The 24,761-nt window shown below is 55.2% G+C and carries 24 protein-coding genes; 14 read left to right on the top strand and 10 right to left on the bottom strand.

Going from position 1 to position 24,761, the window contains the following annotated elements; all coding sequences use genetic code 11:
* Positions 1 to 2 precede the first annotated feature (2 nt).
* The gene (locus tag ACMGGQ_RS04900) at positions 3 to 1,379 is read right to left on the bottom strand and encodes a glycoside hydrolase family 1 protein (protein WP_420289661.1); all 1,377 of its coding nucleotides are present in this window, start codon (positions 1,377 to 1,379) and stop codon (positions 3 to 5) included.
* A 299-nt stretch (positions 1,380 to 1,678) separates the two neighbouring features.
* Between ACMGGQ_RS04900 and ACMGGQ_RS04895 the strand changes: the two genes are divergently transcribed.
* Positions 1,679 to 2,782: a succinylglutamate desuccinylase/aspartoacylase family protein gene (locus ACMGGQ_RS04895; RefSeq protein WP_229225553.1), complete on the top strand. Its 1,104-nt coding sequence runs from the start codon at positions 1,679 to 1,681 to the stop codon at positions 2,780 to 2,782.
* Positions 2,783 to 2,896: 114 nt separating this feature from the next.
* Here ACMGGQ_RS04895 and ACMGGQ_RS04890 read toward each other — a convergent pair whose 3' ends face one another.
* From ACMGGQ_RS04890 to mntR, 6 genes are all read right to left on the bottom strand, one after another.
* The gene (locus ACMGGQ_RS04890; protein ID WP_262820434.1) at positions 2,897 to 3,937 is read right to left on the bottom strand and encodes an aldo/keto reductase; all 1,041 of its coding nucleotides are present in this window, start codon (positions 3,935 to 3,937) and stop codon (positions 2,897 to 2,899) included.
* Between the two features lie 107 nt (positions 3,938 to 4,044).
* Positions 4,045 to 5,568: an efflux transporter outer membrane subunit gene (locus tag ACMGGQ_RS04885; protein WP_069719563.1), complete on the bottom strand. Its 1,524-nt coding sequence runs from the start codon at positions 5,566 to 5,568 to the stop codon at positions 4,045 to 4,047.
* Entirely contained in the window at positions 5,568 to 7,139 is a 1,572-nt protein-coding gene (locus ACMGGQ_RS04880; RefSeq protein WP_048027030.1) for a DHA2 family efflux MFS transporter permease subunit, read from the bottom strand. Before ACMGGQ_RS04880 ends, ACMGGQ_RS04885 begins: the two co-directional genes overlap by 1 nt.
* Positions 7,136 to 8,230: an HlyD family secretion protein gene (locus tag ACMGGQ_RS04875; RefSeq protein WP_048222160.1), complete on the bottom strand. Its 1,095-nt coding sequence runs from the start codon at positions 8,228 to 8,230 to the stop codon at positions 7,136 to 7,138. Before ACMGGQ_RS04875 ends, ACMGGQ_RS04880 begins: the two co-directional genes overlap by 4 nt.
* A 101-nt stretch (positions 8,231 to 8,331) precedes the next feature.
* Entirely contained in the window at positions 8,332 to 9,441 is a 1,110-nt protein-coding gene (locus tag ACMGGQ_RS04870) for an anion transporter (protein ID WP_048222158.1), read from the bottom strand.
* Complete coding sequence (gene mntR, locus ACMGGQ_RS04865) at positions 9,438 to 9,911, bottom strand: manganese-binding transcriptional regulator MntR (protein WP_008501176.1); 474 nt, start codon at positions 9,909 to 9,911, stop codon at positions 9,438 to 9,440. The genes ACMGGQ_RS04870 and mntR overlap by 4 nt, the downstream gene beginning before the upstream one ends.
* A gap of 183 nt (positions 9,912 to 10,094) precedes the next feature.
* Between mntR and mntS the strand changes: the two genes are divergently transcribed.
* Both mntS and ACMGGQ_RS04855 read left to right on the top strand, forming a co-directional pair.
* Positions 10,095 to 10,223: a manganase accumulation protein MntS gene (mntS, locus tag ACMGGQ_RS04860; protein WP_008501175.1), complete on the top strand. Its 129-nt coding sequence runs from the start codon at positions 10,095 to 10,097 to the stop codon at positions 10,221 to 10,223.
* A 283-nt stretch (positions 10,224 to 10,506) separates the two neighbouring features.
* Positions 10,507 to 12,090 (top strand): phosphoethanolamine transferase, encoded by a 1,584-nt coding sequence (locus tag ACMGGQ_RS04855; protein ID WP_420289660.1) that lies wholly within the window; start codon positions 10,507 to 10,509, stop codon positions 12,088 to 12,090.
* 159 nt (positions 12,091 to 12,249) lie between these two features.
* Here ACMGGQ_RS04855 and ompX read toward each other — a convergent pair whose 3' ends face one another.
* The gene (ompX, locus tag ACMGGQ_RS04850) at positions 12,250 to 12,768 is read right to left on the bottom strand and encodes an outer membrane protein OmpX (protein ID WP_008501173.1); all 519 of its coding nucleotides are present in this window, start codon (positions 12,766 to 12,768) and stop codon (positions 12,250 to 12,252) included.
* Between the two features lie 354 nt (positions 12,769 to 13,122).
* Here ompX and rhtA point away from each other — a divergent pair, with 354 nt between their 5' ends.
* The 6 genes from rhtA (at position 13,123) to ybiO (ending at position 19,730) form a co-directional block, all read left to right on the top strand.
* Positions 13,123 to 14,010, top strand: a complete 888-nt coding sequence (gene rhtA / locus ACMGGQ_RS04845) for a threonine/homoserine exporter RhtA (RefSeq protein WP_262779171.1) — start codon at positions 13,123 to 13,125, stop codon at positions 14,008 to 14,010.
* 299 nt (positions 14,011 to 14,309) lie between these two features.
* Positions 14,310 to 14,813: a DNA starvation/stationary phase protection protein Dps gene (gene dps / locus ACMGGQ_RS04840; RefSeq protein ID WP_008501171.1), complete on the top strand. Its 504-nt coding sequence runs from the start codon at positions 14,310 to 14,312 to the stop codon at positions 14,811 to 14,813.
* 362 nt (positions 14,814 to 15,175) lie between these two features.
* A complete protein-coding gene (glnH, locus tag ACMGGQ_RS04835) occupies positions 15,176 to 15,919 on the top strand; it encodes a glutamine ABC transporter substrate-binding protein GlnH (protein ID WP_420289659.1) in 744 nt (247 codons plus the stop codon).
* Between the two features lie 93 nt (positions 15,920 to 16,012).
* Complete coding sequence (gene glnP / locus ACMGGQ_RS04830; RefSeq protein ID WP_003858462.1) at positions 16,013 to 16,672, top strand: glutamine ABC transporter permease GlnP; 660 nt, start codon at positions 16,013 to 16,015, stop codon at positions 16,670 to 16,672.
* Entirely contained in the window at positions 16,669 to 17,391 is a 723-nt protein-coding gene (gene glnQ / locus ACMGGQ_RS04825; RefSeq protein WP_023292945.1) for a glutamine ABC transporter ATP-binding protein GlnQ, read from the top strand. Before glnP ends, glnQ begins: the two co-directional genes overlap by 4 nt.
* A 125-nt stretch (positions 17,392 to 17,516) precedes the next feature.
* Complete coding sequence (gene ybiO, locus ACMGGQ_RS04820; protein ID WP_048027019.1) at positions 17,517 to 19,730, top strand: mechanosensitive channel protein; 2,214 nt, start codon at positions 17,517 to 17,519, stop codon at positions 19,728 to 19,730.
* A 48-nt stretch (positions 19,731 to 19,778) separates the two neighbouring features.
* On the opposite strand, the gene rlmF is transcribed toward ybiO, so the two are convergent.
* Positions 19,779 to 20,690: a 23S rRNA (adenine(1618)-N(6))-methyltransferase RlmF gene (rlmF, locus tag ACMGGQ_RS04815; protein ID WP_417928894.1), complete on the bottom strand. Its 912-nt coding sequence runs from the start codon at positions 20,688 to 20,690 to the stop codon at positions 19,779 to 19,781.
* Positions 20,691 to 20,933: 243 nt separating this feature from the next.
* Here rlmF and mcbA point away from each other — a divergent pair, with 243 nt between their 5' ends.
* The 3 genes from mcbA to ybiJ all read left to right on the top strand — a co-directional run bounded on the left by mcbA (position 20,934) and on the right by ybiJ (position 22,133).
* Entirely contained in the window at positions 20,934 to 21,200 is a 267-nt protein-coding gene (gene mcbA, locus ACMGGQ_RS04810; protein ID WP_045909506.1) for a DUF1471 family periplasmic protein McbA, read from the top strand.
* 120 nt (positions 21,201 to 21,320) lie between these two features.
* Positions 21,321 to 21,587 (top strand): DksA/TraR family C4-type zinc finger protein, encoded by a 267-nt coding sequence (locus ACMGGQ_RS04805; protein WP_048027017.1) that lies wholly within the window; start codon positions 21,321 to 21,323, stop codon positions 21,585 to 21,587.
* Positions 21,588 to 21,872: 285 nt separating this feature from the next.
* Positions 21,873 to 22,133 (top strand): DUF1471 family protein YbiJ, encoded by a 261-nt coding sequence (gene ybiJ / locus ACMGGQ_RS04800; RefSeq protein WP_023310874.1) that lies wholly within the window; start codon positions 21,873 to 21,875, stop codon positions 22,131 to 22,133.
* A 118-nt stretch (positions 22,134 to 22,251) separates the two neighbouring features.
* On the opposite strand, the gene ybiB is transcribed toward ybiJ, so the two are convergent.
* A complete protein-coding gene (gene ybiB / locus ACMGGQ_RS04795; RefSeq protein ID WP_325818700.1) occupies positions 22,252 to 23,214 on the bottom strand; it encodes a DNA-binding protein YbiB in 963 nt (320 codons plus the stop codon).
* A gap of 256 nt (positions 23,215 to 23,470) precedes the next feature.
* Here ybiB and ACMGGQ_RS04790 point away from each other — a divergent pair, with 256 nt between their 5' ends.
* Complete coding sequence (locus tag ACMGGQ_RS04790; protein WP_045909503.1) at positions 23,471 to 24,007, top strand: fimbrial protein; 537 nt, start codon at positions 23,471 to 23,473, stop codon at positions 24,005 to 24,007.
* Positions 24,008 to 24,075: 68 nt separating this feature from the next.
* A complete protein-coding gene (locus ACMGGQ_RS04785; protein WP_252073969.1) occupies positions 24,076 to 24,750 on the top strand; it encodes a molecular chaperone in 675 nt (224 codons plus the stop codon).
* The last annotated feature ends 11 nt before the right edge of the window (positions 24,751 to 24,761 follow it).

The following is a 24,761-nucleotide window of genomic DNA, read 5'->3' as shown; positions in this document are numbered from 1 at the left end:
GCTTACATCTCGCGTCCGTTGGTATGGATAACCTGTTTTAACCACGCGTAGCTCTTCTTCGGCACACGCTTCAGGTCTTTCAGGTCGTGGTTTTCCCGGTTGACGTAGACCACGCCGTAGCGCTTACGCATGTCGCCCTGGGAGCTGAGAATGTCGATTAACCCCCAGCCGAGGTAGCCAATGACCTGTGCCCCGTCCTCGAACATCGCCGCTTTCATCGCCTCGATGTGCGCCCGGTGGTAGTCGATGCGGTAGGTGTCCTCAATCGGGTTCACCCCGTCCCAGGACTCAATTACCCCAATGCCGTTTTCAATCGGGAACACCGGCAGGCGCCAGTCGTTGTAATAGCGGGTAATGATGGTGCGAAAACCGAGCGGGTCGATCTGCCAGTTCCACTCGGTGGCTCTCAGGTAGGGGTTATTTTTCTCGCCGTGCAGCAGATAATAGTTGACCGGCGTGCCTTCCGGGATCGCATCGCTGTCCAGCGTTTTGCTGGCGTAGTAGCTGAAGGCCATATAGTCGTTTTGGGTGCGCGCCAGCAGCGCGAGATCGTCTGCGCGGTAGATATCGCCAAAGCCCTCCTGCTCCACCACCGCCATCACCGCCGGGCTGTAGCCCTGCCCGGCAAAGACGCGCAGCAAATTCTGGTTGAGGAATTCGTCATACTGCTGGGCGCAGAAGATATCGCGCGGTTTGCAGGTGGCCGGGTAGATCAGCTGGTGCGCCAGCATGCCGCCCATCAGCTGGCCCGGTTTCGTCTGGTGCAGGTATTCGGTCAGCGCCATGTGCGCCACCATCGTATGGTGCTGGAGCAGGTACAGCTCGCGCAGGGTTTTCTCGCCTTTCATATAGCCGGAAATGCGGAAGGCTTCCGGCATATGGAAAATATTCTGCTCGTTGAAGGTCAGCCAGTACTTCACGCGGTCGCCAAAGCAGTCGATCATCTTTTTGCCATAGCGGATAAAGGCGTCCATCACGCGGCGATCGATAAAGCCGTTGTACTCCTGCGCCAGCGCGAGCGGCATGTCGAAATGGTACAGGCAGATCATCGGCTCGATGCCGCGGGCGATCAGATCGTCAATAAAGCGGTCGTAAAATGCGATGCCTTCGTCGTTGAACGGGCCGTCGCCCTGCGGGCAGACGCGGCTCCAGGAGATCTGGAAGCGGTAGCAGTTCATGCCCAGATCCTGCATCAGGTCGAAATCTTCCCGGTAGCGGTGGTAGGAGTCGGTCGCGACTTTCCAGTCGGAGACGTTCTCCCCGGCTTCACGAATGTCATACACCGACATCCCCTTCCCGCCCTCGTTCCACGCCCCTTCCGTCTGCATGCTGGAGACCGAGTTGCCCCATAAAAAGTTGGCTGGCAGCTGATTGTTCATGTTCTCTCCCTATATGACTAGTCATTTAAAAATTCATGACTAGTCATATAGGCGAAGATGTAAAAACGATCAAAGAGGAGGATCGTTTTTTGTGAGGTATGTTGGAAAGAAGAAGCCGGGCAGGAAAATGGATCGCGCAAATCCTTTTCCTGAGGCCGGAGCGTTAGCCTATGCAAAATCACATTTCCCGATCGTGCCACTGGCTGGCCTCATAAAATCATTATTAACTTAATGAGCATGAACCCAGGCCCTGGCCGGAAAATAAAAATCTCAACCCTATCAAATGGAAAATGACGCACATGAAGATATCTACTAGCCGTATCGCATTCGCTCTTAGCTTAGCGTTGTCATGCTCAATGACTCACGCGGCAACGGTGTATACGGGTGATAAGGTGCAGGGAGTACCTGTTATCTCGACTCTGGATGTAGCTGACCTGACAGCAGGACAACATCGCTTCATGTTCGAGGGGGTTGAGACAGGAACGGGACAGCGATGGTATGTCCCCATCATGGTGGCAAAAGGGAAAACGGACGGGAAGAAAGTTCTGCTTCAGGCGGGCGTCCACGGGGATGAGCTAAACGGAGTGCGCATCGTCCAAAAAGTAATGGAACAACTGGACCCCGCCAAAATGAAAGGAAGCGTTATTGGTATTATTGGCCCAAACCGTTCTGGTCTTGAAAGGGTTTCCCGGACATGGTCTGTTTCAACCGATGGTGGTGAGACGATCGACTACAACCGCGTACATCCAGGAAAAGAAACGGGTAACTCTGCTGAGCGTCAGGCATGGATGATGTGGAATAAGGTTTACAAGGGAAATGTAGACCTGGCGATTGACTATCACACCCAGTCTACCGGAACGGCTTATCCGCTGTTCATTTATGCCGACTACCGCAATGCGGATGCCCGGACGATTGCAGAACTTTTTCCGGCCGATCAAATTAAGAAAGATCCCGGCGAAGCCGGCTCAATGGAGACAACCTTTATTCAAAATGGTATCCCGGCGATAACGGCCGAGACGGGAGAACCGAGGATTTACCAGCAGGATATGATTGCCCGAGGCTTAGAGGGTGCCCTCAATGTACTGATCCACTACAAGGTTATTGAAGGCAAAATCGGCGCAACCGCCAGCAGCAATAAAACGTATATTGGTAATGCTATCAGTTCAATACGTGCAACCACAGGTGGGTTTGCGGAAGTTTTCGTTAAACCCGGCGACACGGTAAAAGCAGGACAAGAGGTCGCCCTGCAGCGAAATGCGTTCGGTGATGTTGTCGCGAAGTATTCAGCAGAACGGGACGGCAAAGTACTGTCAATTGGAACAGATGTAGTCAGAGAGCCCCGAGCCCTGCTGGTAAGAGTCCTTGAGCAAAATCCAGCGGCAACCTGCAAAGACGGTTGCTGATTGCCGCCACAGCCCATCGTTGAATCGGCAAAAGCATGCTTAATGAAATAAACAGCTTTTGCCGACTGCTGCAACGAGGGGCAAACAAATTAAAAAATTACCTGATGCGGAGTGTTACTGCTGTGCGAGCTGATTGCGGCGATACTCCCCCTGCCGCTCCAGCATCCAGCCAGGATATTCCCGCGGCAGCGCGCTCACCGCATCCAGCTGTTTAAGCTCGTCTTCGCTGAGACGGATCCCGGTGGCGGCAATGTTGTCGTCCAGCTGTTCAACGCGTTTCGCGCCAATGATGACGCTGGTCACCGCTTTCTGATGCAGCAGCCACGCCAGCGCGATTTGCGCGACGGAGACACCCTTGCTTTCGGCGATCATGCGCATCACGTCCACGCAGTCGAAGGCGCGATCTTTGTTCACCGGCGGGAAGTCAAACTCCAGACGACGGCCACCGGCTTCGCTCTGTCCGTCGCGGCCATATTTTCCGCTCAGCAGGCCGCCTGCCAGCGGGCTCCAGACCATCAGCCCGACGCCTTCGCTCTGCATCATCGGCACCAGCTCGCGCTCAAGATCGCGTCCGGCGATGGTGTAATACGCCTGGAGGGATGCGAAACGCGCCAGCCCGAGACGCTCGGAAATGCCCAGCGCTTTGGCAATCTGCCACGCCGCCCAGTTCGAGACGCCGATATAGCGCACGTGGCCGTGCTGCACCAGGTTATCCAGCGCATACAGCGTCTCTTCAATCGGCGTGGCCGGGTCGAAGCCGTGCAGCTGATAAAGATCGATATGATCGAGCTGCAGGCGACGCAGGCTCTCCTTCACGCTGCTGATGATGTGATAGCGCGAGCTGCCGCGCGAGTTCACCCCTGCCGTTCCGGTTTCGCCGAACACTTTGGTCGCGACGACCACGTTCTCGCGGGGGATTTTCAGGTTTTTCAGCGCCTGGCCGGTGATCTCCTCCGAACGCCCTTCCGAGTAAACGTCCGCGGTATCGATAAAGTTGATCCCGGCATCCAGCGCGCGGCCCAGCAGCTGTTCTGCTTCGCTTTGCTGGAGCTGACCAATCTTGCCCCACATGCCGCCTTCACCGCCGAAGGTCATGGTGCCGAGGCACAGTTCAGAAACGAACAGACCGGTGTTGCCCAGTTTTTGATAACGCATAAGATAATCCTCGCATGTCGTTTAAGGGGTACCCGATAGTTATACCCGCCCCTCAGCCATCGCGAATGTGGCGTTCCTGTCCGTTTCTTGCCCAATCCTCTGAAAATTTATCCGCGCGGGGCGTCGCCAAAGACGCTGTAGTCCGGTAATTGCACCTGCTGATACGGCTCCCAGCCGCCGCCGAGCGCCTTGTAGAGCGCCACCAGATCGAGCGCGCTTTGCACCTGCGCCTGCGCGCGCTGCTGCTCGGCCTGGGCCAGCTGCCGCTGGGCGTCCAGCACGTCAATGAAGCTGGCGATCCCCTGACGATAGCTGTCGCTCGCCAGGTCAAAGGCGTTTTGCAGGGCGTCGATCGTTTTTGCGAGACCCGCTTCACGCTGCTGGTCTGTGCGATAGCTCACCAGCGCATTTTCGACATCGCCAAGCGCGGTGAGCACCGTCTGACGATAGTCCAGCACCGCCGCCCCCTGCTGTGCGCGCGCCACCTTCACGCTGGAGACCAGCCGACCGCCCTGGAAGATGGGAATGGAGACCTGCGGGCCAAAGCTGTAGAAGTGGCTGCTCCAGTCGGTCAGCCAGTTGGTTTCGCTGTTGCGCAGGCCAAACTGCCCGGAGAGGGTAAAGCTCGGGAACAACTCCGCCACCGAGACGCCGATTTGCGCCGTGGCGGCATGAAGATTCGCCTCCGCTTCACGCACGTCCGGACGGCGGCGCGCCAGCGTCGACGGAATGCCGGTCTGCACGATATCCGGCAGCGCGGGCATCGGCTGCACGCTTTGTAATTCCGCATCCAGCGCCCCCGGCGGCTTGCCCAGGAGGATTGCCAGGCCATTCATCGCCTGACGCGCCTGCGCCTGGTACTGCGGCAGCTGCGCCTCCAGGTTACCCAGCTGTGCACGCGCATTCTCCACGTCCATCTGCGGCGACAGCCCGCCGCGCTGGCGGCTCTCGGTCAGATCCAGCGTCTGCTGCGCGCTTTTAATCTGGGTGTTCAGCGTGGCGATAACGCTCTGCGCCCCGCGCAGCTGGAGCCACGCGCGCGCCACTTCCGCCTCCAGCGACACCAGCGCGTCGTTACGCTGCTCGATAGCCGCTTTCTGCTGCGCTTCGGCGGCTTCCACCTGTCGACGCACCTTACCCCACAGGTCAATTTCCCACTGGGCGTCGAAGCTGCCCTGGTAGAGGTTGATCGGCTGCGTTAGCGGTCCCAGCGCGCCCTTGAGAGCGGGATCGATGCTATCCACCTGGTCATACACGCCGTGGGATTTCAGCTCCCCTTCCAGCCCGAGCTGCTGGCGCGTCGCCTGCAGATTGCCGTTCACCGACGGATAAAATGCCCCGCCCGCCTGGTTAATCTGTTCGCGCGCGCCGGCGATGCGCAGCACCGTCTGCTGCAGCGTCAGGTTCCCGGCGATGGCGCGTTCCACCAGGCTGTCGAGCTGTGACGAGCCGAAGGTCTTCCACCAGCGCGGGTTGGTCGCGGCGGAGGTCGTCTGCGATTTTACCGCGCTGTCGCCCTTATCGTTCCAGTGCGTAACGGCAGGCGGCGCGGGCGGCTGATAGTCCGGCCCGACGGCGCAACCTGCCAGCAGCATCATTATCATCAGGGGGTGTAAACGTCTGTGTATCATCAATGTGCTCCTGCACTCCCCTCGCTCTTAACCGGCGAGAGCAACAAACAAAACGGAATCAATAGCAAGGCCACGGCGCTCAGGATGGTGAAGACGTCGATGTAGGCCAAAAAGCGCGACTGCTCGATCATGGTCTGATACAGGCGTCCGGTGGCGATGCCGGTGGGGTCTCCCACCTGGGTCGTGAAGTTCTGGATCGCCTGGGCGCTTTCGCGTATCGCCTGCTGGAACTGCTCGTTAAACGGCGAGGCGTGGTACGCCAGATGCGCGCTGTGCGCCTGGGATCGTTCGGTGATGGCCGCCGTCGACAGCGAGATCCCGACCGAGCCCGCGACGTTACGGAACATGGTGAACAGCGCAGCCGCATCGGCATTCAGCCGTCTTGGAATCGAAATAAAGGCAATGGTGGTCAGGGGCACAAACAGGAACCCCAGCCCCAGCGACTGGGCGCTTCGGAACAGCACCAGCGTCTCGAAGTCGATATCCGGGGTCAGCGTGCGCGACCAGAAGAACGACACCGCCAGACAGGTAAAGCCAAAGGCGATAATCCAGCGCGTCTGCACCACCGGCATCAGCTTCAGCACCAGCGGTATAGTCAGCACAATCAGCACCGCCCCGGGCGACAGCACCAGCCCGGACCAGGTGGCGGTATAGCCCAGGTCCTGCTGCGCCAGCTGCGGGATCACCACGGAACTGCCGTACAAAATCATCGCCATCCCCGCCATCAGCAGGCTGGAGATGGCAAAGTTGCGGTCCTTCATGCAGTGCAGATCCACCACCGGTTTTCTGGCATACACCAGCCAGTAAATGGCACCGATAATGCCGATAAGCGTTAACACCGCGAAGGTACGAATAAAGTTCGAGTAGAACCAGTCCTCATCTTCCCCCCGGTCAAGCATCACCTGCAGGCAGCCCAGCCCAAGGGCGATCAGGCCGATCCCCGTCCAGTCGATAGTCAGCTTCTCTTTTGACTTACTCTCCCACGGCGGATCTTCCAGCAGCTGGTAGATCGCCAGCACCGTGACAATCCCCACCGGGATGTTGATAAAGAACACCCAGCGCCAGGAGTAGTTGTCGGTGATCCAGCCCCCCAGCGTCGGGCCGAGGACCGGTGCAACGATAATCGCGATGGACGAGAGCCCAAAGGCTTTGCCCCTGTCCTCCGGCTTGAAGTAGTCGAGCAGTACCGACTGCTGCGTGGGCTGTAGCCCGCCGCCAAAAAAGCCCTGCATCACGCGGAACAGGATGATCTGCCACAGCTCGGTGGCGATGCCGCACAGGAACGAGCAGACGGTGAACATGACGATGCAGATCAGGAAGAACTGCTTGCGGCCGAAGACGCGGCTCAGAAACGCCGAGATGGGCAGCACGATGCCGTTCGCGACCAGGTAGCTGGTTAACACCCAGGTGGATTCGTCATAGCTGGACGAGAGCGAGCCTGCCACGTGCGGCAGCGCCACGTTCACGATGGTGGTGTCCAGAATTTCCATAAACACCGCCAGGGTGACGACAATCGCCACCGCCCACGGGTTGCTGGCGGGCTTCCAGCTGTCGTGGCTGTGATCCGTCATTCCACCGTCACCTTCGGCGCAACCGACAGCCCCAGCGGCAGCGGTTTGTTCGGATCGAGCCCCTTATCAATCACGATTTTGACCGGCACGCGCTGCACAATTTTGACGAAGTTACCGGTGGCATTTTCTGCCGGGAAGGCGGAGAAGCGCGAGCCGCTGCCCTGCTGGATGCTGTCAACGTGGCCCTCAAGCGCCATATCCGGCCACGCGTCGACGGACACGGTGACCTTATCGCCGGGCTTCATGCGCTCAAGCTGGGACTCTTTGAAGTTCGCCACCACCCACACGTTCGGCGAAACCAGGGAGAACAGCGCCGTACCCGCCTGCACCAGCGTGCCGGGCTGCACGTTGCGTTTGGTGACAAACCCGTCGAACGGGGCGCGGACTTCGGTGTAAGAGAGGTTCAGATTGGCCGTTTCCAGCTGCGCTTTCGCCTGATCGACCTGACGCTCGCGCGCTTCAACGTTGGTTTCCTGCTGGCGGATTTGCAGCTGGACCTGCTCTGCCACCTCCAGCTGCGCCTGGGCGCTGGCCAGCCCCGCCTGCGCGCTGCGCAGCTGAGCGTTCGCGGAATCAATGCTTTGCTGGGTGGTTGCCCGCGGGTCGACGCCGCGCTGGCGACGGTACTCCGCCTGCGCGTTCGCCAGATCGGCCTGTGCTTTCAGCACCTGCGCTTTGGCTTCGTCACGCTGGGCGGGATACTGCACTTTTGAGAGCGCCAGCTGCGCCTGAGCCTGATGCAGCTGCGCGATGGCCAGCCCAAGCTGGGCCTGAGCCTGATCGCGCTGCGCGGTGGTATCCCGCGGATCGATAACCACCAGCAGATCGCCCTTTTTCACGCGCTGGTTATCGCGCACCCGCAGCTCGGTGACGTAGCCTGCCGTTTTCGGGGCAATCGTCACCACGTCGCCGTCGGTAAAGGCGTCGTCAGTCGTCTCTTCGTTACGGGTTAAAAACCACCAGACCAGCGCCACGACAACCATCACCACCACGACAATGCCGAGGATAATTAACGGTTTTTTGCCCGGGCGCTTACGCTCATTATTATTTTTGTCCTGCTCGTCAGCAGGCTTATTTTGATCTTCAGCCATAGTTCAGCAACGGTCCTGTCAGTGAGCGGCATCACACTATGCCGTTCACTAAAGCTAGGACGTTGCTATACGTTTGCCAGGAAAAACTGACAAATTGCGCACTATATGAGAAGGAATATTCCGAAACCGATCGCCGCGGCCCAAACCAGCATCGGTATCGACCAGAGATGGAAGCGCCACCAGATACGACGGTCGTTGGCCATGCGCAGAGCAATCAGGTTGGCCAGCGAGCCGGGCAACAGCCCAAACCCGCCGATATTCACCGCCCAGGCCAGCAGCGTGTCCGGCGGAACATAGTTGAGTAGCAGAATGGTGGACGGCACGTTGCTGATAAACTGCGACAGGCCAATCGCCGTCAGCCACAGTCCCGGCTGAGACAGCGTACTGACGCTGTGGAGCACGTTTTGCAGCACCGGAAGCTGGATAAGCAGATGCACATCAATAAACATCACCATAAAGACCAGCAGCAGCGTCCAGTCCACGCTGACCAGCACGCGCCGCGCGAGGACGACAAAGCCTGCGGCGACCAGCAGGACACCCGCCAGCTCATACTTCAGCTCGAGCGCGAACAGAAAGACGATATATAACCCGAGACAGCTCCAGACCAGACGCGGCTGCCACTGCGGGCCCGTGGTGCCGCTGTGGTATTGCAGTTTTTTATCCGGAAACGCAAACCAGCACACCACCAGCAGCGACAGCATCATCACCAGCGCCAGCGGCGCCATCTGCCAGGTAAAGGCGGCGAACGACAGCCCGGAACGTCCCCAGAGGAGGATATTTTGCGGGTTGCCGATAGGCGTTAACAGAGAACCGGCGTTAACGGCGAGCGCTTCAAAGATGATCAGCCGGCTGACCGGTATCTCGCAAAGCTTACGCAGCGTGAGCGTGAGGGGCACGATGATAAACAGCGCCACGTCGTTGGTCAGAAACGTCGACAGCACCGCGGCGGAGAACACCATAAACAGGGACAGCCTGCGCTCGGTGGCAAAGCGGCGCACCATTTTACGGCCCAGCACGTCAAAATAGCCGCTCAGCTCGACCCCTTTGGTGAGCATCATCAGGCCGCTCAGGGTAATGATGGTGCGCCAGTCAATGGCAGCGGGCCAGGCCTGCGGCGCAAACGGCACAAAGAGGCTTAATCCTGCGCCAATGAGTAATAAGAGATGGAAGAAACGATCGCGTGCCAGGGCCTGCAGTCCAGGGATTTTCATTCAGCGGAGGGACCATATTTAAGCGTAAACTCACGAAACTTCACCAGCGTCTCTTCGCTGACGTGGTGTTCCATTCCTTCCGCATCCCGGCGGGCAATCTCCGGGCTAACGCCCAGCACCAGCAAAAAATTCTCGACAAGCTGATGGCGCTCGCGGCTCTCCTGCGCGAGTTTCTCCCCTTCTGGCGTCAGAAAGACCCCGCGCCAGGGGATCATTTCGATTAGGCCCACGGAGGCGAGACGTTTTAACATTTTTGCGACAGTTGGCTGCGATACCCCCAGCCTGGCGGCCATATCGACCTGACGCGCTTCCCCGACCTCACGAATCAGATCGGAAATGAGTTCAACATAATCATCAATCAGTTCACGCCGGTGCGCTTCACGGACCTGGCGAAAACCTTCGACATGCTCTTCAACATTCACCAGTTGCGTCGTTTTTTTAATGGTTGGCTTACCTGCGCGACGGTTCATTGTACTTCCTCAGTGGGGTGACGCTTCCAGCGCCCGGTATCGAGAGCGCACATTGTAAACCATCCCTCCACAAGCACAAAAAATTAACGAAATAGCCATAGCTATACAATATAGCCTGTGCTATATCTGTATGTAATGCAGTCACCCTTCACGGATCGAAGGGATCAAAAATCAGGAGGTCTTATGAACGAATTCAAGAGGTGCATGACCGTGTTTACCCACTCACCCTTTAAAGTGCGCTTAATGCTGCTGAACATGCTGTGCGATATGTTTAACGGCAAACCGCATCAGGATGACAAACCTTCCCACTAAGCGGCGTCGCGGTACGCCGCTTCATTTTCCCGTCACATTTTCGCTATAAACTGGCTTCCAGCCGCCCTATTCCCGATCTTTTTTACGGATTTGCAATCCCCTTCGCAAAACATCTGCTTAGCAACTGTTGATATTATTTAGCGCTCGCACTATCTTCTTGCAGCCCTGCACAATTTGCGGCTCGCTGAAGCGGACCCTCATTCCCTCTCCACGCACTGTCAGGCAGGTTATGACCCTTGACGCCAGGGTGAGCACATGGCGTTTTCATCCATGATAGTGACCTATGAATTTAACCCTGATAGATACCGTTGTGACCCGCAGCCGGGCCTTAAGCCCGTGGACGGGGTTTTACTTTTTGCAGTCATTACTGATTAACTTTGCGCTCGGTTATCCCTTTAGTCTGCTCTACGCGGTGGCCTTCACCTGCATTCTGCATGTGCTGTGGCGAGCCGCGCCGCGCGCGCAAAAAGCATTAATCGGCATCTGTTCGCTGGTTGCGGCACTCTATTTCCCGTTTGGTCAGGCCTACGGCTCGCCAAACTTTAATACCCTGCTGGCGCTGCACTCGACCAATATGGAAGAGTCGACGGAGATCCTGACGATCTTTCCGTGGTACAGCTACGTGGTCGGGCTCTTTATCTTCGCGTTGGGCGTTATCGCCATCCGTCGTCAGCCGGGCGAGAAAAAATCCTGGGGTAAGATCGACATACTCTGTCTGGTATTCAGCGTTGCCGTGGCGTTTGTCGCCCCCATCCAGAATATTCCCTGGGACGGTAAGCTAAGACTTATTAACATCGGCTATCCGGTTTTCCGCTTCGTGAAAGACGTCGTTGTAAATAATAAAGAGGTTCTCGACGAACAGGCCCGCATGGCTGAGCTTTCCAATATGAAAGACACCTGGAACGTGCTGGCCGTTAAGCCGAAATATCACACCTATGTGGTGGTGATTGGCGAAAGCGCACGTCGCGATGCAATGGGGGCGTTTGGCGGCCACTGGGACAACACCCCGTTCGCGAGTTCGGTCAAAGGCACCCTGTTTACCGATTATGTCGCGGCCAGCGGCTCAACGCAGAAATCGCTCGGCCTGACCCTTAACCGGGTGGTGGATGGCAAACCGCAGTATCAGGATAATTTCGTCACCCTGGCAAACCGCGCAGGTTTTCAGACGTGGTGGTTCTCGAATCAGGGGCAAATTGGCGAATACGATACGGCCATCGCCAGCATCGCCAAACGGGCTGACGAAGTGCAGTTCCTGAAAAATGGCGACTTTGAAGCCGACAAAAATACCAAAGACGAAGCGCTGCTGAAAATGACGGCGCAGGTCTTCGCCACCCCGCGCACCCAGCCTCAGCTGATCGTCCTGCATCTGATGGGATCGCACCCGCAGGCCTGCGATCGGACCGGCGGGAAGTACGCGGAGTTCGTGCAGTCCAAAGAGACCTCCTGCTATCTCTACACCATGACGCAAACCGACGACCTGCTGAGCAAGCTCTACGATCAGCTGCGCAATACGGGCGACAGCTTCTCCCTGGTCTATTTCTCGGATCACGGGCTGGCGTTTAAAGAGCGCGGGAAAGAGGTGCAGTACCTGGCGCACGATGACAAGTTCCAGCAGAACTTCCAGGTGCCGTTTATGGTGCTGTCGAGTGACGATAAAACGCATCGCGTCATTAAAGCGCGTCGTTCAGCGAATGATTTCCTGCAGTTTTTCTCGCAGTGGACGGGGATTACCGCCGGGCAGATAAAAAACGCTTACCCGTTTGCCTCTAACAAGAAAGCTCCCCAAGTGTACGTTACCAACTTCAAGTTACAGAAAGTTGACTACAACCATCTGGGTACGGATATTTTTGATATTAAGAGTAAGTAATTGCCGTCTCGTGCGGACCGATGCCCTCACCCTGGCCCTCTCCCACGGGGAGAGGGAACAAACACTAAAAACGGCAACCTTAGGTTGCCGTTTTGCTTTTATCTTCGACAAAAAAAATCCGCCACAGTGGGCGGATTTTTTATTTAATCACCGAAGTGATTAGAAGCGGTAACCTACGCCCGCGATCCAGGTGCCAACGTCAACGTTGCGGATACGGCTCTGCTCATAGGAGAAGTCCAGAGCAACGTCCTGGATTGGGTTGAACTGCAGGCCTGCGCCATAGGAGAAGCCGTAGTCGCTGTTGCTTGCAGTGCGGTTCAGACCTTCGTTTTCGGTCTGCTGGAATTTACCGTAGCCAACACCTACAACACCGTAGATGCTTGCCCAGTCGTTCAGACGGTAAGCTGGGCCCGCGGTGATACCGTAGTACTGGCCTTTGTTGTATGCGCCGTTTTCAGAACGATCTTTCTCGGTGTAGGTGAAAGAACCGATCACGCCCAGTGGGTTGTTATCCTGCTCGTAACGATACTTCAGGTTGAAACCGTTAGCTTTGTTCATCACGCCCTGATAGTCGCTCTGAGCATAACCACCAGTAACAGTAGAAGTAGCAGCTACAGCGGTACCTGCGGAAACAGCCAGTACAGCGGCCAGTGCTGAAAGACATGCAATTTTTTTCATAACCACCTCAAATGTGATCCAAGTAAGTCCGTAAGTTTTAAATATATCAAAAAAATTTGCGAAACTCTTTGTGATTCGTGATGTCTAATGAAACCTTTCCTGTAACAGAACGTTTCCAGCATCAGCTATCTCTTTCAAATCACATGCAATTTTCACTACTAAATGCGCATAGTGCGCGTCTGCGCAGTTACATTCATCCAGATTATTCCTAATCTGACAGGCGATAAATCCACCAGCGCTTAACCATTTTACGGATTTCACCTGCTTTTTTTTCAACAGTACCTCAACCGTAGCCGCGTATTTCCTTTACACTGCAACCTTTACCTCATTTGACATAAGCTGACAGGAGAAAGGATGCCTGGGTTATCCCGCACGTCGTCGGTCTGGTTGCCGGTAGCCGTCATACTCATTGCCATGTTGTCCATTCAAAGCGGTGCCTCGCTGGCAAAATCGCTTTTTCCGCTGGTTGGCGCCCCCGGGGTGACCGCCCTGCGTATTGTGCTAGGCACGGCGATACTGGTGGTCATTTTTAAACCGTGGCGTCTGCGCTTCAAAAAGGAGCAGCGTTTACCGCTGCTGTTTTATGGACTCTCCCTGGGGGCAATGAACTACCTGTTCTACCTCTCCATCCAGACGATACCGCTGGGTATTGCCGTCGCGCTGGAGTTTACCGGCCCGCTGGCGGTGGCGCTGTTCTCCTCCCGACGTCCGGTCGATTTTATCTGGGTCGTGTTAGCCGTACTGGGCTTATGGTTCCTGCTGCCGCTGGGCCAGAGCGTTTCTGAGATTGACCTGACGGGCGCAGCGCTGGCGCTGGGCGCAGGTGCCTGCTGGGCTATCTATATCCTCACCGGCCAGCGCGCTGGGGAAGAGCACGGTCCGGCGACCGTCGCGTTGGGCTCCCTGATTGCGGCCATCGTGTTTGTGCCCATCGGTATGGCGCAGGCGACAGAGTCTATCTGGCAATGGTCCGTCATGCCCATCGGTCTGGCGGTCGCGATTCTCTCTACCGCACTCCCCTATTCTCTGGAGATGATTGCGCTGACGCGTCTGCCGACACGCATATTTGGCACCCTGATGAGCATGGAGCCTGCACTTGCCGCGATTTCCGGGATGGTGTTTCTCGGCGAAACCCTGACATTGACCCAGACGCTGGCGCTCTGCTCGATTATCGCGGCATCAATGGGCTCGACGCTTACCATGCGCCCGGAGCCAAAAGTTGAGAAAGTGGATATCAACTAAGGCCATATATTCTGCATGGCTTCCACGCCATGCAGAATAAAGGCCAGAAACACAGGCGTTATAATTTCTTACACACTCACGCCTGCCAGCAAAATATTCCTCTGCGTTAACTTCCCCATTCAGCAATTAAGATTGATCTGTATTAATTTATAGATTATTCAATACTTTCAATAAATTAAATTCTCAACCTCCTTCTCGCTATTAAACCGATAGGCACAGCCAAACCGCAGAGAAAAAATCCGGTGCTATACTTAGTTCCGTAATTACCTGGGACATAAACATCAAGAGGATATGAGATTATGAGTACCGCTAAACTGGTGAAAACGAAAGCGTCTAATCTGCTTTATACCCGTAACGATGTATCGGACAGCGACAAAAAAGCGACCATTGAGTTGCTGAATCGCCAGGTGATCCAGTTCATCGATCTTTCGCTGATCACCAAACAGGCCCACTGGAATATGCGCGGTGCAAACTTTATTGCCGTTCATGAAATGCTGGATGGCTTCCGCACAGCACTGGTTACCCACCTCGATACGATGGCTGAACGTGCCGTTCAGTTAGGCGGCGTGGCACTGGGCACCACGCAGGTGATCAACAGTAAAACCCCGCTGAAAAGCTATCCGCTGGATATCCATACCGTTCAGGATCACCTGAAAGAGCTGGCGGACCGCTATGCGATTGTGGCGAACGATGTGCGCAAAGCGATTAGCGAAGCGAAAGACGAAGATACCGCAGACATCTTCACCGCCGCGTCCCGCGATCTGGATCAGTTCCTGTGGTTCATCGAATCTAACATCGAATAATTCATACGAATTTTCTATCAAACCCTCGCCCTTCGGTGAGGGTTTTGCACATCTATGGTGCACGTTTTTTGCCTGAGAACGTGCAAAAGTGAAGAAATTGTAATAATCACCTCACACAACCGTTAACGGAAGATTGTTTTTTCGTCAGAATTTACGCTAAATATCTCCCCGTCAGTTGAGCCAAACGAAGCGCACCAAAACAGTGCTCCACTTTGGTGCAATAAGACCTCATTGCCCCATTTATTGTGCAATGCATGACATCATCCCCTTTGCAAAACAATAGCTTGTAAAGTTGGCACGATTTTTTCATTGTGCCACCTGTTCTCGCAGGGGATCGCCCCGTGGATATAAAAGGAAATGCTATGAAGTCTGTATTAAAAGTTTCACTGGCTGCACTTACCCTGGCTTTTGCGGTGTCCTCTCAGGCTGCCGACAAACTGGTTGTGGCGACCGACACGGCGTTCGTTCCGTTTGAATTCAAACAGGGTGATAAATACGTTGGTTTCGATGTGGATCTGTGGGCCGCCGTCGCAAAAGAACTCAAACTGGATTACACCCTGAAGCCGATGGACTTCAGCGGCATCATCCCGGCACTGCAAACCAAGAACGTTGATCTGGCGCTGGCGGGTATCACCATTACCGACGAACGTAAAAAAGCGATCGACTTCTCTGATGGCTACTACAAAAGCGGCCTGCTGGTGATGGTCAAAGCCGATAATAACGACGTAAAAAGCGTGAAAGATCTCGACGGCAAAGTGGTGGCAGTGAAGAGCGGCACCGGTTCGGTTGATTACGCGAAAGCCAAAATCAAAACCAAAGACCTGCGTCAGTTCCCGAACATCGACAACGCGTACATGGAACTCGGCACCAACCGTGCTGACGCTGTTCTGCACGACACGCCGAACATCCTGTACTTCATCAAAACAGCCGGTAACGGCAAGTTCAAAGCCGTTGGCGAGTCTCTGGAAGCCCAGCAGTACGGTATCGCGTTCCCGAAAGGCAGCGACGACCTGCGCACGAAAGTTAACGGCGCGCTGAAAACGCTGAAAGAGAACGGCACCTATAACGAAATCTACAAAAAATGGTTCGGTACCGAGCCTAAATAATTTCACCTGAATTCAGGTTTGTAACGCCCGGTGGCGCTGCCGCTTACCGGGCCTACGTTTTTCGTTTTTCACCACGGTATACAGGAATACATCATGCAGTTTGACTGGAGCGCCATCTGGCCTGCCATTCCACTCTTGCTTGAAGGCGCTAAAATGACCCTGTGGATTTCGGTCCTGGGTCTGGTTGGCGGGTTGATTATCGGTCTTGTCGCCGGTTTCGCCCGTACCTACGGTGGCTGGATTGCAAACCACATCGCACTGGTTTTCATCGAAGTGATCCGCGGCACCCCTATTGTCGTGCAGGTCATGTTCATTTACTTCGCCCTGCCTATGGCGTTCACTGACCTGCGCATCGACCCGTTCAGCGCAGCCGTCGTCACCATTATGATCAACTCAGGCGCCTACATTGCGGAAATTACCCGCGGTGCGGTGCTGTCGATTCATAAAGGTTTCAGTGAAGCCGGTCTGGCATTAGGCCTTTCACGTCGCGAAACGATCCGCCACGTTATTCTGCCGCTGGCGCTGCGTCGCATGCTGCCACCGCTGGGTAACCAGTGGATCATCAGCATTAAAGATACGTCGCTGTTCATTGTTATCGGCGTGGCCGAACTGACCCGTCAGGGGCAGGAGATCATTGCTGGCAACTTCCGCGCGCTGGAAATCTGGAGTGCGGTGGCCGTGGTCTACCTGATCATTACTCTGGTTCTGAGCTTCGTTCTGCGTCGTCTTGAAAGAAGGATGAAAATCCTGTGATTGAATTTAAAAACGTTTCCAAGCACTTTGGCCCAACCCAGGTGCTGCACAATATCGATCTGAACATCCAGCAGGGTGAAGTGGTGGTCATTATCGGGCCATCCGGCTCCGGTAAGTCGACCCTGCTGCGCTGCATCAACAAGCTGGAAGAGATCACCAGCGGCGATCTGATCGTCGACGGTCTGAAGGTGAATGACCCGAAAGTGGATGACCGTCTGATTCGTCAGGAAGCGGGCATGGTGTTCCAGCAGTTCTATCTTTTCCCGCACCTGACGGCGCTGGAGAACGTGATGTTTGGCCCCCTGCGCGTGCGCGGTGCCAACAAAGCGGCGGCAGAAGCGCTGGCCAAAGATCTGCTGGCGAAAGTCGGCCTGGCTGAACGCGCGCACCACTACCCTTCTGAGCTGTCCGGTGGTCAACAGCAGCGCGTGGCAATTGCCCGTGCGCTGGCGGTCAAACCGAAACTGATGCTGTTTGATGAGCCTACGTCCGCACTCGACCCGGAGCTGCGCCACGAGGTGCTGAAGGTCATGCAGGATCTGGCGGAAGAAGGGATGACGATGGTTATCGTGACCCACGAAATCGGCTTCGCTGAGAAAGTGGCGTCCCGCCTGATCTTTATTGATAAAGGCCGTATCGCGGAAGACGGTAACCCGCAGGAATTGATTGCGAACCCGCCGAGCCCGCGTCTGCAGGAGTTCCTGCAGCACGTCTCCTGATCCCTCGCTTGACGCTAAAGCCGGGCTTGCCCGGCTTTTTTACGCCAGATTGTTCCCAAAAATCCCCCTCCGCGTCCCGACTTCTATACTTATCATTTTGTTCGACATTTTCACCGGAGGACGCCGTGCCGTGGATCCTGTTGCTGTTGATTAGCCTGTTTAGTGCGCCATCGTTCGCCGTCGCGATCCCCGGCGTGACCACCGGAACAACCGCCAGTCAGCAAAGTACGCCCCCTCCTGAACCCGATGTCGAACAGAAAAAAGCCGCCTACAGCGCCCTCGCCGACGTCCTTGAGAACGACACCTCCCGGCAGGAACTCATCAGCCAGCTGCGGAAAGTGGCCGCCACGCCGCCGCAGGAGCCGGTGCCTGTCATCACCCCTCCCCAGGTGGAGGAACAAAAAACGGTGCTGGAAAATGTCACCGACGTGAGCCGACACTATGGGGAAGCGCTCTCCTCGCGCTTTGCTCAGCTCTACCGCAACCTGATTGGCTCACCGCATAAGCCGTTTAACCCACAAACGTTTACCGCCGCCGCCACGCAGTTCCTGATGCTGGCCGGTGCAGTCTTCCTTTTTTACTGGCTGGTGCGCCTGTGCGCGTGGCCGCTGTACCGCAAAATGGGGCAATGGGGACGCAGAAAGAATCAGCAGAAAAGCAGCTGGCTGCACCTGCCGTTGATGATAGCCTCAGCGTTTATCATTGATTTACTGCTGCTGGCGCTGACGCTGTTCTTAGGCCAGATGCTGGCCGACAGGCTGAACGCGGGCAACAAAACCATCGCCTTCCAGCAGTCGCTTTTCCTGAATGCCTTTGCCCTGATTGAGTTCTTCAAGGCGCTGCTGCGGTTACTCTTTTGTCCCCACGTGCCGGCGCTGCGTCCTTTCGCCATCCGGGATGAAACGGCGAAGTACTGGGCGCTGCGCCTGAGCGTGCTCAGCGGGCTGATTGGCTACGGCCTGCTGGTTGCCGTGCCGATCATCTCCAACCAGGTGAACGTCCAGTTTGGCGCGCTGGCAAACGTCATTATCATGATCTGCATTACCGTCTGGTCGCTGTATCTGATCTTCCACAATAAAAAAACCATTACCCAAAGCCTGCTGAATCTGGCCGATCGCTCCCTCTCGTTCTTCAGCCTGTTTATCCGCGCTTTCGCCCTGGTGTGGCACTGGCTGGCAAGCGCCTACTTCATCGTATTGTGCTTCTTCTCGCTGTTCGACCCGGGCAATAGCCTGAAATTCATGATGGGGGCAACGTTCAAAAGCCTGGCCATTATCGGCATCGCGGCGTTTGTGTCGGGGCTGCTGTCACGCTGGATTTCGAAAACCATCACCCTGTCGCCGCAGGTACAGCGTAATTACCCGGAACTGCAAAAACGGGTAAACGGCTGGATGTCGGTATCGCTGAAGGTGGCGCGCATCCTCACCGTCTGCGTGGCGATTATGCTGCTCCTGAATGCGTGGAGCCTGTTTGATTTCTGGAACTGGCTGCACAACGGTGCGGGTGAAAAAACGGTCGACATCCTGATTCGCATCGCGTTGATTTTGTTCTTCTCTGCCGTCGGCTGGACGCTGCTGGCGAGCCTTATCGAGAACCGTCTGGTATCGGATATTCATGGCCGTCCCCTGCCCAGCGCGCGGGCAAGAACGCTGTTAACCCTGTTCCGCAACGCGCTGGCGGTCATTATCAGTACCATCACCATTATGATTGTGCTGTCGGAAATCGGGGTGAATATCGCCCCGCTGCTGGCCGGTGCCGGTGCCCTGGGGCTGGCGATCTCCTTCGGGTCGCAAACGCTGGTGAAGGATATTATTACCGGCATCTTTATCCAGTTTGAGAACGGGATGAACACGGGCGATCTGGTGACTATTGGGCCGTTAACCGGCACCGTTGAGAGGATGTCGATTCGCTCGGTGGGCGTGCGCCAGGACACCGGGGCGTACCACATCATTCCCTGGTCCTCGATAACCACCTTCGCCAACTTTGTGCGCGGCATTGGTTCCGTGGTGGCAAACTACGATGTGGATCGTCATGAGGATGCCGATAAAGCGAAGCAGGCGCTGCGCGATGCGGTAGAGGAGCTGATGCAGATGGAGGACATTCGCGGACTGGTGATTGGCGAGCCGTCATTTGCCGGCATTGTCGGGCTGACGAACACGGCCTTTACCCTGCGCGTGTCGTTCACCACCCAGCCGCTGAAGCAGTGGACGGTGCGCTTTGCGCTCGACAGCATGGTGAAAAAACACTTCGATCTGGCGAACGTGCGGATGCCGGTCCAGACCTATCAGGTACTGCCGCCGCCCGCAGCGCCGCTCCCACCGCAGGAGCCGACGCTGTAGCCTCGTTGCCGGGTGGCGGCTTCGCCATGCCCGGCCTACGACGGAGTGCTATTTGCGACGTTTGTTATTGTCCATAAACGTCCAGGCGATAAAGCGACTTTGCTTCTGGCCCTGCGCCATCTCTTTTTTCACCACTTTTACGGCACCCGCTTCGGTGAGCGCGCGGTAGAGTGGCGGCAGGTTATCTCCGCGGGAAACCAGCGTCGTGAACCACTTCACCTGACGACCAAACTGTTTGCTTTCCGCAATCATGCGCAGGATAAACGCCACTTCGCCGCCTTCACACCATAATTCCTGCTGATGACCGCCGAAGTTCAGCGCGGCATCTTCCGCCTGACCCAGGTTACGGCGCTTGCGCTCGCTGCCCGCACGGGCCGCTGCCGCCGAATCATGGAACGGCGGGTTGCACATCGTGGCGTCATAGCTTTCATTTTTGTGAATGATACCGTTGAAGATCGACGCCGCCTCTTTCTGACGACGCAGACGAATGGCGCGGCTTAACCCAGGGTTCGCGCTGATAATCGCCTGGGCGCTGGCAAAGGCCTCGGCACCGATTTCGCTTCCGGTAAAGCGCCAGTGGTATTCATGCGCGCCGATCAGCGGGTAAATCAGATTCGCCCCGGTGCCAATATCCAGAATGGTGGCCTGCTCTGGAACAATGCCCTCATTACCTTCGGCAAGAAGGTCGGCAAGATGATGCACGTAATCCGCGCGGCCCGGCACAGGTGGACAGAGAAAGCCTTCGGGAATATCCCAGTTCGCCACCCCGTAATAGTGTGCAAGCAGCGCTTTGTTCAACATTTTAACCGCCTGGGGGTCAGCAAAGTTGACCGAAGGTTCACCCGCGGGGGTCTGGACAATGTAGTCCTGCAGTGGCGGGCAGCTCAGGCATAACGCATTCATGTCGTAGCGGCTGCGGTGGCGATTTCGTGGGTGCAATCCCGGCTTTTGGGAAGTCATGGCGTTCTCCTTTAAACAGCGGCGTAAGATACCCTTTGCTGGTCCAACGGTAAATCTTTCTCTGCATCGATTAAAAATTCGACATAAATCAAACACCTTTATGTCTATGATCTGTCAGCTAAATGTCAAATGATGTTGTTCAAAAAATAAGCAGATCATCATCAAATATTTGCGCTAAGTCACACTCCTCCGGCTTCTAAACTTAAGGGGAATCACCTGTTGTTTCCTCATGAGGATGTGATTATGAAAAAGTATCTGACCCTTGCTGTTATCGCTGCCGCCCTGGCGACTGCGTCATTCTCTGCGATGGCCGTTCAGTCGCTGACCCCGAGTACCGACACCAGCCAGCTTCGGCCTGCAGGCACCGTCTCGGTAAGCCGTGCCAGCAACCTTGACGATCTCCAGTCTAAACTTGCCGAAAAAGCCCGTCAGGAAGGTGCAAAAGGCTTCGTGGTGAATTCCGCTGGCGGCGATAACCATATGTACGGCACAGCGACCATTTATAAATAATCAGCTTTTTTCCCCAGACTGCATCTGTCCACCGGATGCAGTTCTCTTCCCCCTCGCCTTGACTGTTCGTTTTTTAACCCCATATTAAAAGCAGGGCTGAACCAATCTCAGGAGGACATAATGGCTTCCGGCTGGGCAAATGATGATGCCGTTAACGACCAGATCAACAGTACAATTGAAGATGCGGTAGCGCGTGCCCGCGGTGAAATTCCGCGCGGCGAAAGCTTAACTGAATGCGAAGAGTGTGGAGACCCTATTCCCGAGGCGCGCCGAAAAGCCATCCCCGGTGTAAGGCTTTGCATTACCTGCCAACAGCATAAAGATTCGAAAAATTCATCACATTCGGGATATAATCGCAGGGGTTCGAAAGACAGCCAGTTACGTTGACTTTCCTTTACCTAAGTTAACCGCACAGGCCCTTACCTTTACGCTCACGATTTTTAGCGAACCGCGTAGCAAAATGTGCCCTTCATCTTTCTTCTGTAAAGCGCATCAACAAGAAGTGTAAATCGCCAGTTTGAATTTATTAATATTCAATAAGTTATTTGTCATTCAATTTTTTTGAGCAACCACGTCAATTCTCTTCGATTTTATCCCTCGAAACAAACCGTGATACTTATCACATCGACGGAACATCGTCCCCTTAACAGAAACACCTGCGAGAGATTAATTATGAAAACCATCAAATATGCTGTAGCTGCTGTTGCCCTGTCCGCCCTGTCCTTCGGCGCTTTCGCCGTAGAGCCAGTCTCTTCAACTCAGGCACAGAACATGAATAAAGTCGGTGTGGTAAGTGCTGATGGCGCGACCACGCTGGACGGTCTGGAAGCCAAACTGGCTGAGAAAGCGGCTGCTGCCGGTGCAAGCGGATACACCATTACCTCCGCTAACGGCAATAACAAGCTGAGCGGTACCGCGGTTATCTACAAATAATCGCCTGAACGAATGCTGTCCCCTCGCCAAACCCTCTGGTGAGCTGCTCCAACCCTCATTGACCCTGTTGTTTGTTACCCTTGCTTGCCCGTCCGCCACTGGACGGGCTTTTTTTTAGTTAAAAAGACTGCGCCACGCGCGCCAGACCGTCCTCTATCGAGTCCACCTCCCCCGTCGCCAGCAGACAGCAGGCCATCTGCTGCGTAATGGCGTGCGGAACAGGGACCTGGCCCGCCAGACACTGGGTGATCCAGTGGGCAGTGGTGTGCGGATCTTTGGCTTCGGGCAACGCCACATCTCGATTATCCGTCCCGCGCTCCAGAATGACGCGCGCACCGGCAGAATTAATGTGCACAATCTGCGGGCAGCGCTGCGGGTTGGCATACACCTCCCCTTCGGTGCCGTGCATCAATAAAGCGCGCCCGCCAACCTCTTCAAAGAACTTGCCGACTCGCGTCACGTACTCCGGATGAGAGACGCTGGAAAGCCGCAGCGCGGCATCTTCGCCAAACGGCGTTGCCAGTTTTGCCAGCGTGTGGGCGCTGTTACGCACCCCCATACGCCAGCGCATATCCAGCTGCTTTTCCAGCGGCGGGCAGAACGCACCAACCGGAATATAGACTGGCTGATGCCCGTCAAGCTTCGCCTGCGCCTGACCCGCATGAAGGGTCGGCTTGATGTCCAGCAGCTCAAAGATGGTTTGCGTCAATACGCGCGTGGGATCTTCACTTACGCCGTGTACGACAACCGGGAATCCAAGCTTGTGCAGTAAAATCGCCAGCAGCGGCGTCAGGTTTGCCTGTTTACGCGCCCCGTTATAGCTGGGGATGACAATCGGCATCGGCTTTGCGACTGGCGGCGTTAAGCGCATCGTTTGCGCCTGCATCGCCTCGTAAAAACCGCGCATCTCCGCTTCGCCTTCCCCTTTAATACGCAGCGCGATCAGGATGCCACCCATCTCCAGATCTGGCACATCGCCATTCAGCATGTGCGTATACAGTGCCTTAGCCGTTTCGTAATCCAGGTCGCGCGCATGATTTTTGCCCCGCCCTACCTCTTTGATAATTTTGCGATAATCCACGTCTTTTCTCCTGACTACGTCATCTTGTGAACACTATAGTCCTGAAGAAGCGCTGGCCGATAGTTTTTTATGAAGACAATCAACCCGCTGATTTTTTAGCAGTTAACGAAAGACAAGCTTTATTTCAATTATTTGTGATTTCTATAGAAGATTCTAAAGCATATCTTTTTTGATTAAATAGTCGCCGAAACACTATTGAGGGTCACGGTGAAAACGTCCAGGCAACGTTTTTACCCGAAACACACCAGGATTGACTATGAACAAGGTTGCTTTAGGTTTATTTATCGCTGCAACGATAGGGTGTTCTGCATCCGCCTTTGCGGCAACAAACGGTGAAGGACAGATTAACTTTACCGGCGAAATTATTGATTCTGCCTGTCAGGTAGTAAATGGATTAAGCGATCCACTCAACGTCCAGTTAGGCAAAGTTTCTAAAACGGTATTCACCGGTGCAGGCTCCACCAGCACACCAACAAAATTTGATATTCAGTTAAAAGATTGTCCGGAGACGGTCACCTCTGCAGCAATTAATTTTGGCGGTACGCCAGATGCGAATAACAGCACCACGCTGGCGTTAACGGCAGATGCGAATGCCGCAACCGGCGTCGCCATTCAATTGCTTGACTCATCTGAACAACCCGTCAGCTTATATACGCCTTCCCGCGCGTATCCACTCAACGCAGGAAGTACGGTTAACGATCTGGAATTTGCAGCGCGATATATTCAGACGCAGGCTGCCGTTACGGCTGGCCCTGCTAACTCCGTATCGACCTTCACCGTTATTTATAACTGATATTTTCAATCTGAAGATATTAGCTTTGTGTCAAAGCTAATATCTTTTCTTTATGTTGAGAAATATTTATGCGCCATGGTTATTTACTGAGCACTCTGTTACTGGTAGCCGCGACCGCTCATGCGGGAGTCATTATTAATGGCACCCGCCTGGTCTACCGGGGAGATAAAAAGGAGTCATCTCTTGGTATTTCAAATCCAGATACAACGGATTATCTGGTGCAGTCCTGGGTTGAAACCGACAGTAAAAATCATGCCGCTGCGCCATTCCTGATTACACCGCCCCTGTTTCGTCTTGATGCGAAAGAGGATAACGTACTGCGCGTCGTTCGCACCGGCGGAAATTTACCGGAAGATCGCGAATCGCTGTACTGGTTAAATATTAAAGCGATTCCCTCATCGAAGCACGTTGAGGGGGTGAATACGCTGCAAATTGCGATTAATACGCGCATCAAATTGCTTTACCGTCCATCGTCCGTTAAGGGCAAGCCGGAAGAGATGGCGGATAAGCTGGAATGGCATCGTGAAGGTAACGATCTGGTCGTTAATAATCCGACCCCCTTCTATATGAATTTCCAGAGCGTGGCGTTGAATGGTCATAAAATCACGAAAGCCACCTGGGCCGTGCCTGAAACCGGAACGCACATTACCCTGCCAGCCAATACGGGTGGCGATACTGTGACGTATTCCATTATTACGGATTACGGCAGCATCAGCAAAACCTGGACAAAATCCGTTCATTAATTTCATGTCTG

Origin of the sequence: Enterobacter sp. BNK-13, assembly GCF_048685015.1 — a bacterium.
Lineage (GTDB): Bacteria > Pseudomonadota > Gammaproteobacteria > Enterobacterales > Enterobacteriaceae > Enterobacter > Enterobacter quasiroggenkampii.
The sequence above is the reverse complement of the archived record's forward strand: the minus strand, read 5'-3'. Positions and strand labels throughout refer to the sequence as shown.

Excerpts from the sequence above, each read along its gene's own strand:
- rlmF (WP_417928894.1), bottom strand. The coding sequence starts at position 20,690 with ATGACTTCCCAAAAGCCGGGATTGCACCCACGAAATCGCCACCGCAGC.
- rhtA (WP_262779171.1), top strand. The coding sequence starts at position 13,123 with ATGCCTGGGTTATCCCGCACGTCGTCGGTCTGGTTGCCGGTAGCCGTC.
- dps (WP_008501171.1), top strand. The coding sequence starts at position 14,310 with ATGAGTACCGCTAAACTGGTGAAAACGAAAGCGTCTAATCTGCTTTAT.
- ACMGGQ_RS04880 (WP_048027030.1), bottom strand. The coding sequence starts at position 7,139 with ATGACGGATCACAGCCACGACAGCTGGAAGCCCGCCAGCAACCCGTGG.
- ACMGGQ_RS04785 (WP_252073969.1), top strand. The coding sequence starts at position 24,076 with ATGCGCCATGGTTATTTACTGAGCACTCTGTTACTGGTAGCCGCGACC.
- ompX (WP_008501173.1), bottom strand. The coding sequence starts at position 12,768 with ATGAAAAAAATTGCATGTCTTTCAGCACTGGCCGCTGTACTGGCTGTT.
- ACMGGQ_RS04885 (WP_069719563.1), bottom strand. The coding sequence starts at position 5,568 with ATGATACACAGACGTTTACACCCCCTGATGATAATGATGCTGCTGGCA.
- mntS (WP_008501175.1), top strand. The coding sequence starts at position 10,095 with ATGAACGAATTCAAGAGGTGCATGACCGTGTTTACCCACTCACCCTTT.
- ybiJ (WP_023310874.1), top strand. The coding sequence starts at position 21,873 with ATGAAAACCATCAAATATGCTGTAGCTGCTGTTGCCCTGTCCGCCCTG.
- mntR (WP_008501176.1), bottom strand. The coding sequence starts at position 9,911 with ATGAACCGTCGCGCAGGTAAGCCAACCATTAAAAAAACGACGCAACTG.
- ACMGGQ_RS04895 (WP_229225553.1), top strand. The coding sequence starts at position 1,679 with ATGAAGATATCTACTAGCCGTATCGCATTCGCTCTTAGCTTAGCGTTG.
- ACMGGQ_RS04805 (WP_048027017.1), top strand. The coding sequence starts at position 21,321 with ATGGCTTCCGGCTGGGCAAATGATGATGCCGTTAACGACCAGATCAAC.
- mcbA (WP_045909506.1), top strand. The coding sequence starts at position 20,934 with ATGAAAAAGTATCTGACCCTTGCTGTTATCGCTGCCGCCCTGGCGACT.
- ACMGGQ_RS04855 (WP_420289660.1), top strand. The coding sequence starts at position 10,507 with ATGAATTTAACCCTGATAGATACCGTTGTGACCCGCAGCCGGGCCTTA.
- ACMGGQ_RS04875 (WP_048222160.1), bottom strand. The coding sequence starts at position 8,230 with ATGGCTGAAGATCAAAATAAGCCTGCTGACGAGCAGGACAAAAATAAT.
- ACMGGQ_RS04870 (WP_048222158.1), bottom strand. The coding sequence starts at position 9,441 with ATGAAAATCCCTGGACTGCAGGCCCTGGCACGCGATCGTTTCTTCCAT.
- ACMGGQ_RS04890 (WP_262820434.1), bottom strand. The coding sequence starts at position 3,937 with ATGCGTTATCAAAAACTGGGCAACACCGGTCTGTTCGTTTCTGAACTG.
- ACMGGQ_RS04790 (WP_045909503.1), top strand. The coding sequence starts at position 23,471 with ATGAACAAGGTTGCTTTAGGTTTATTTATCGCTGCAACGATAGGGTGT.
- ACMGGQ_RS04900 (WP_420289661.1), bottom strand. The coding sequence starts at position 1,379 with ATGAACAATCAGCTGCCAGCCAACTTTTTATGGGGCAACTCGGTCTCC.
- glnP (WP_003858462.1), top strand. The coding sequence starts at position 16,013 with ATGCAGTTTGACTGGAGCGCCATCTGGCCTGCCATTCCACTCTTGCTT.
- glnH (WP_420289659.1), top strand. The coding sequence starts at position 15,176 with ATGAAGTCTGTATTAAAAGTTTCACTGGCTGCACTTACCCTGGCTTTT.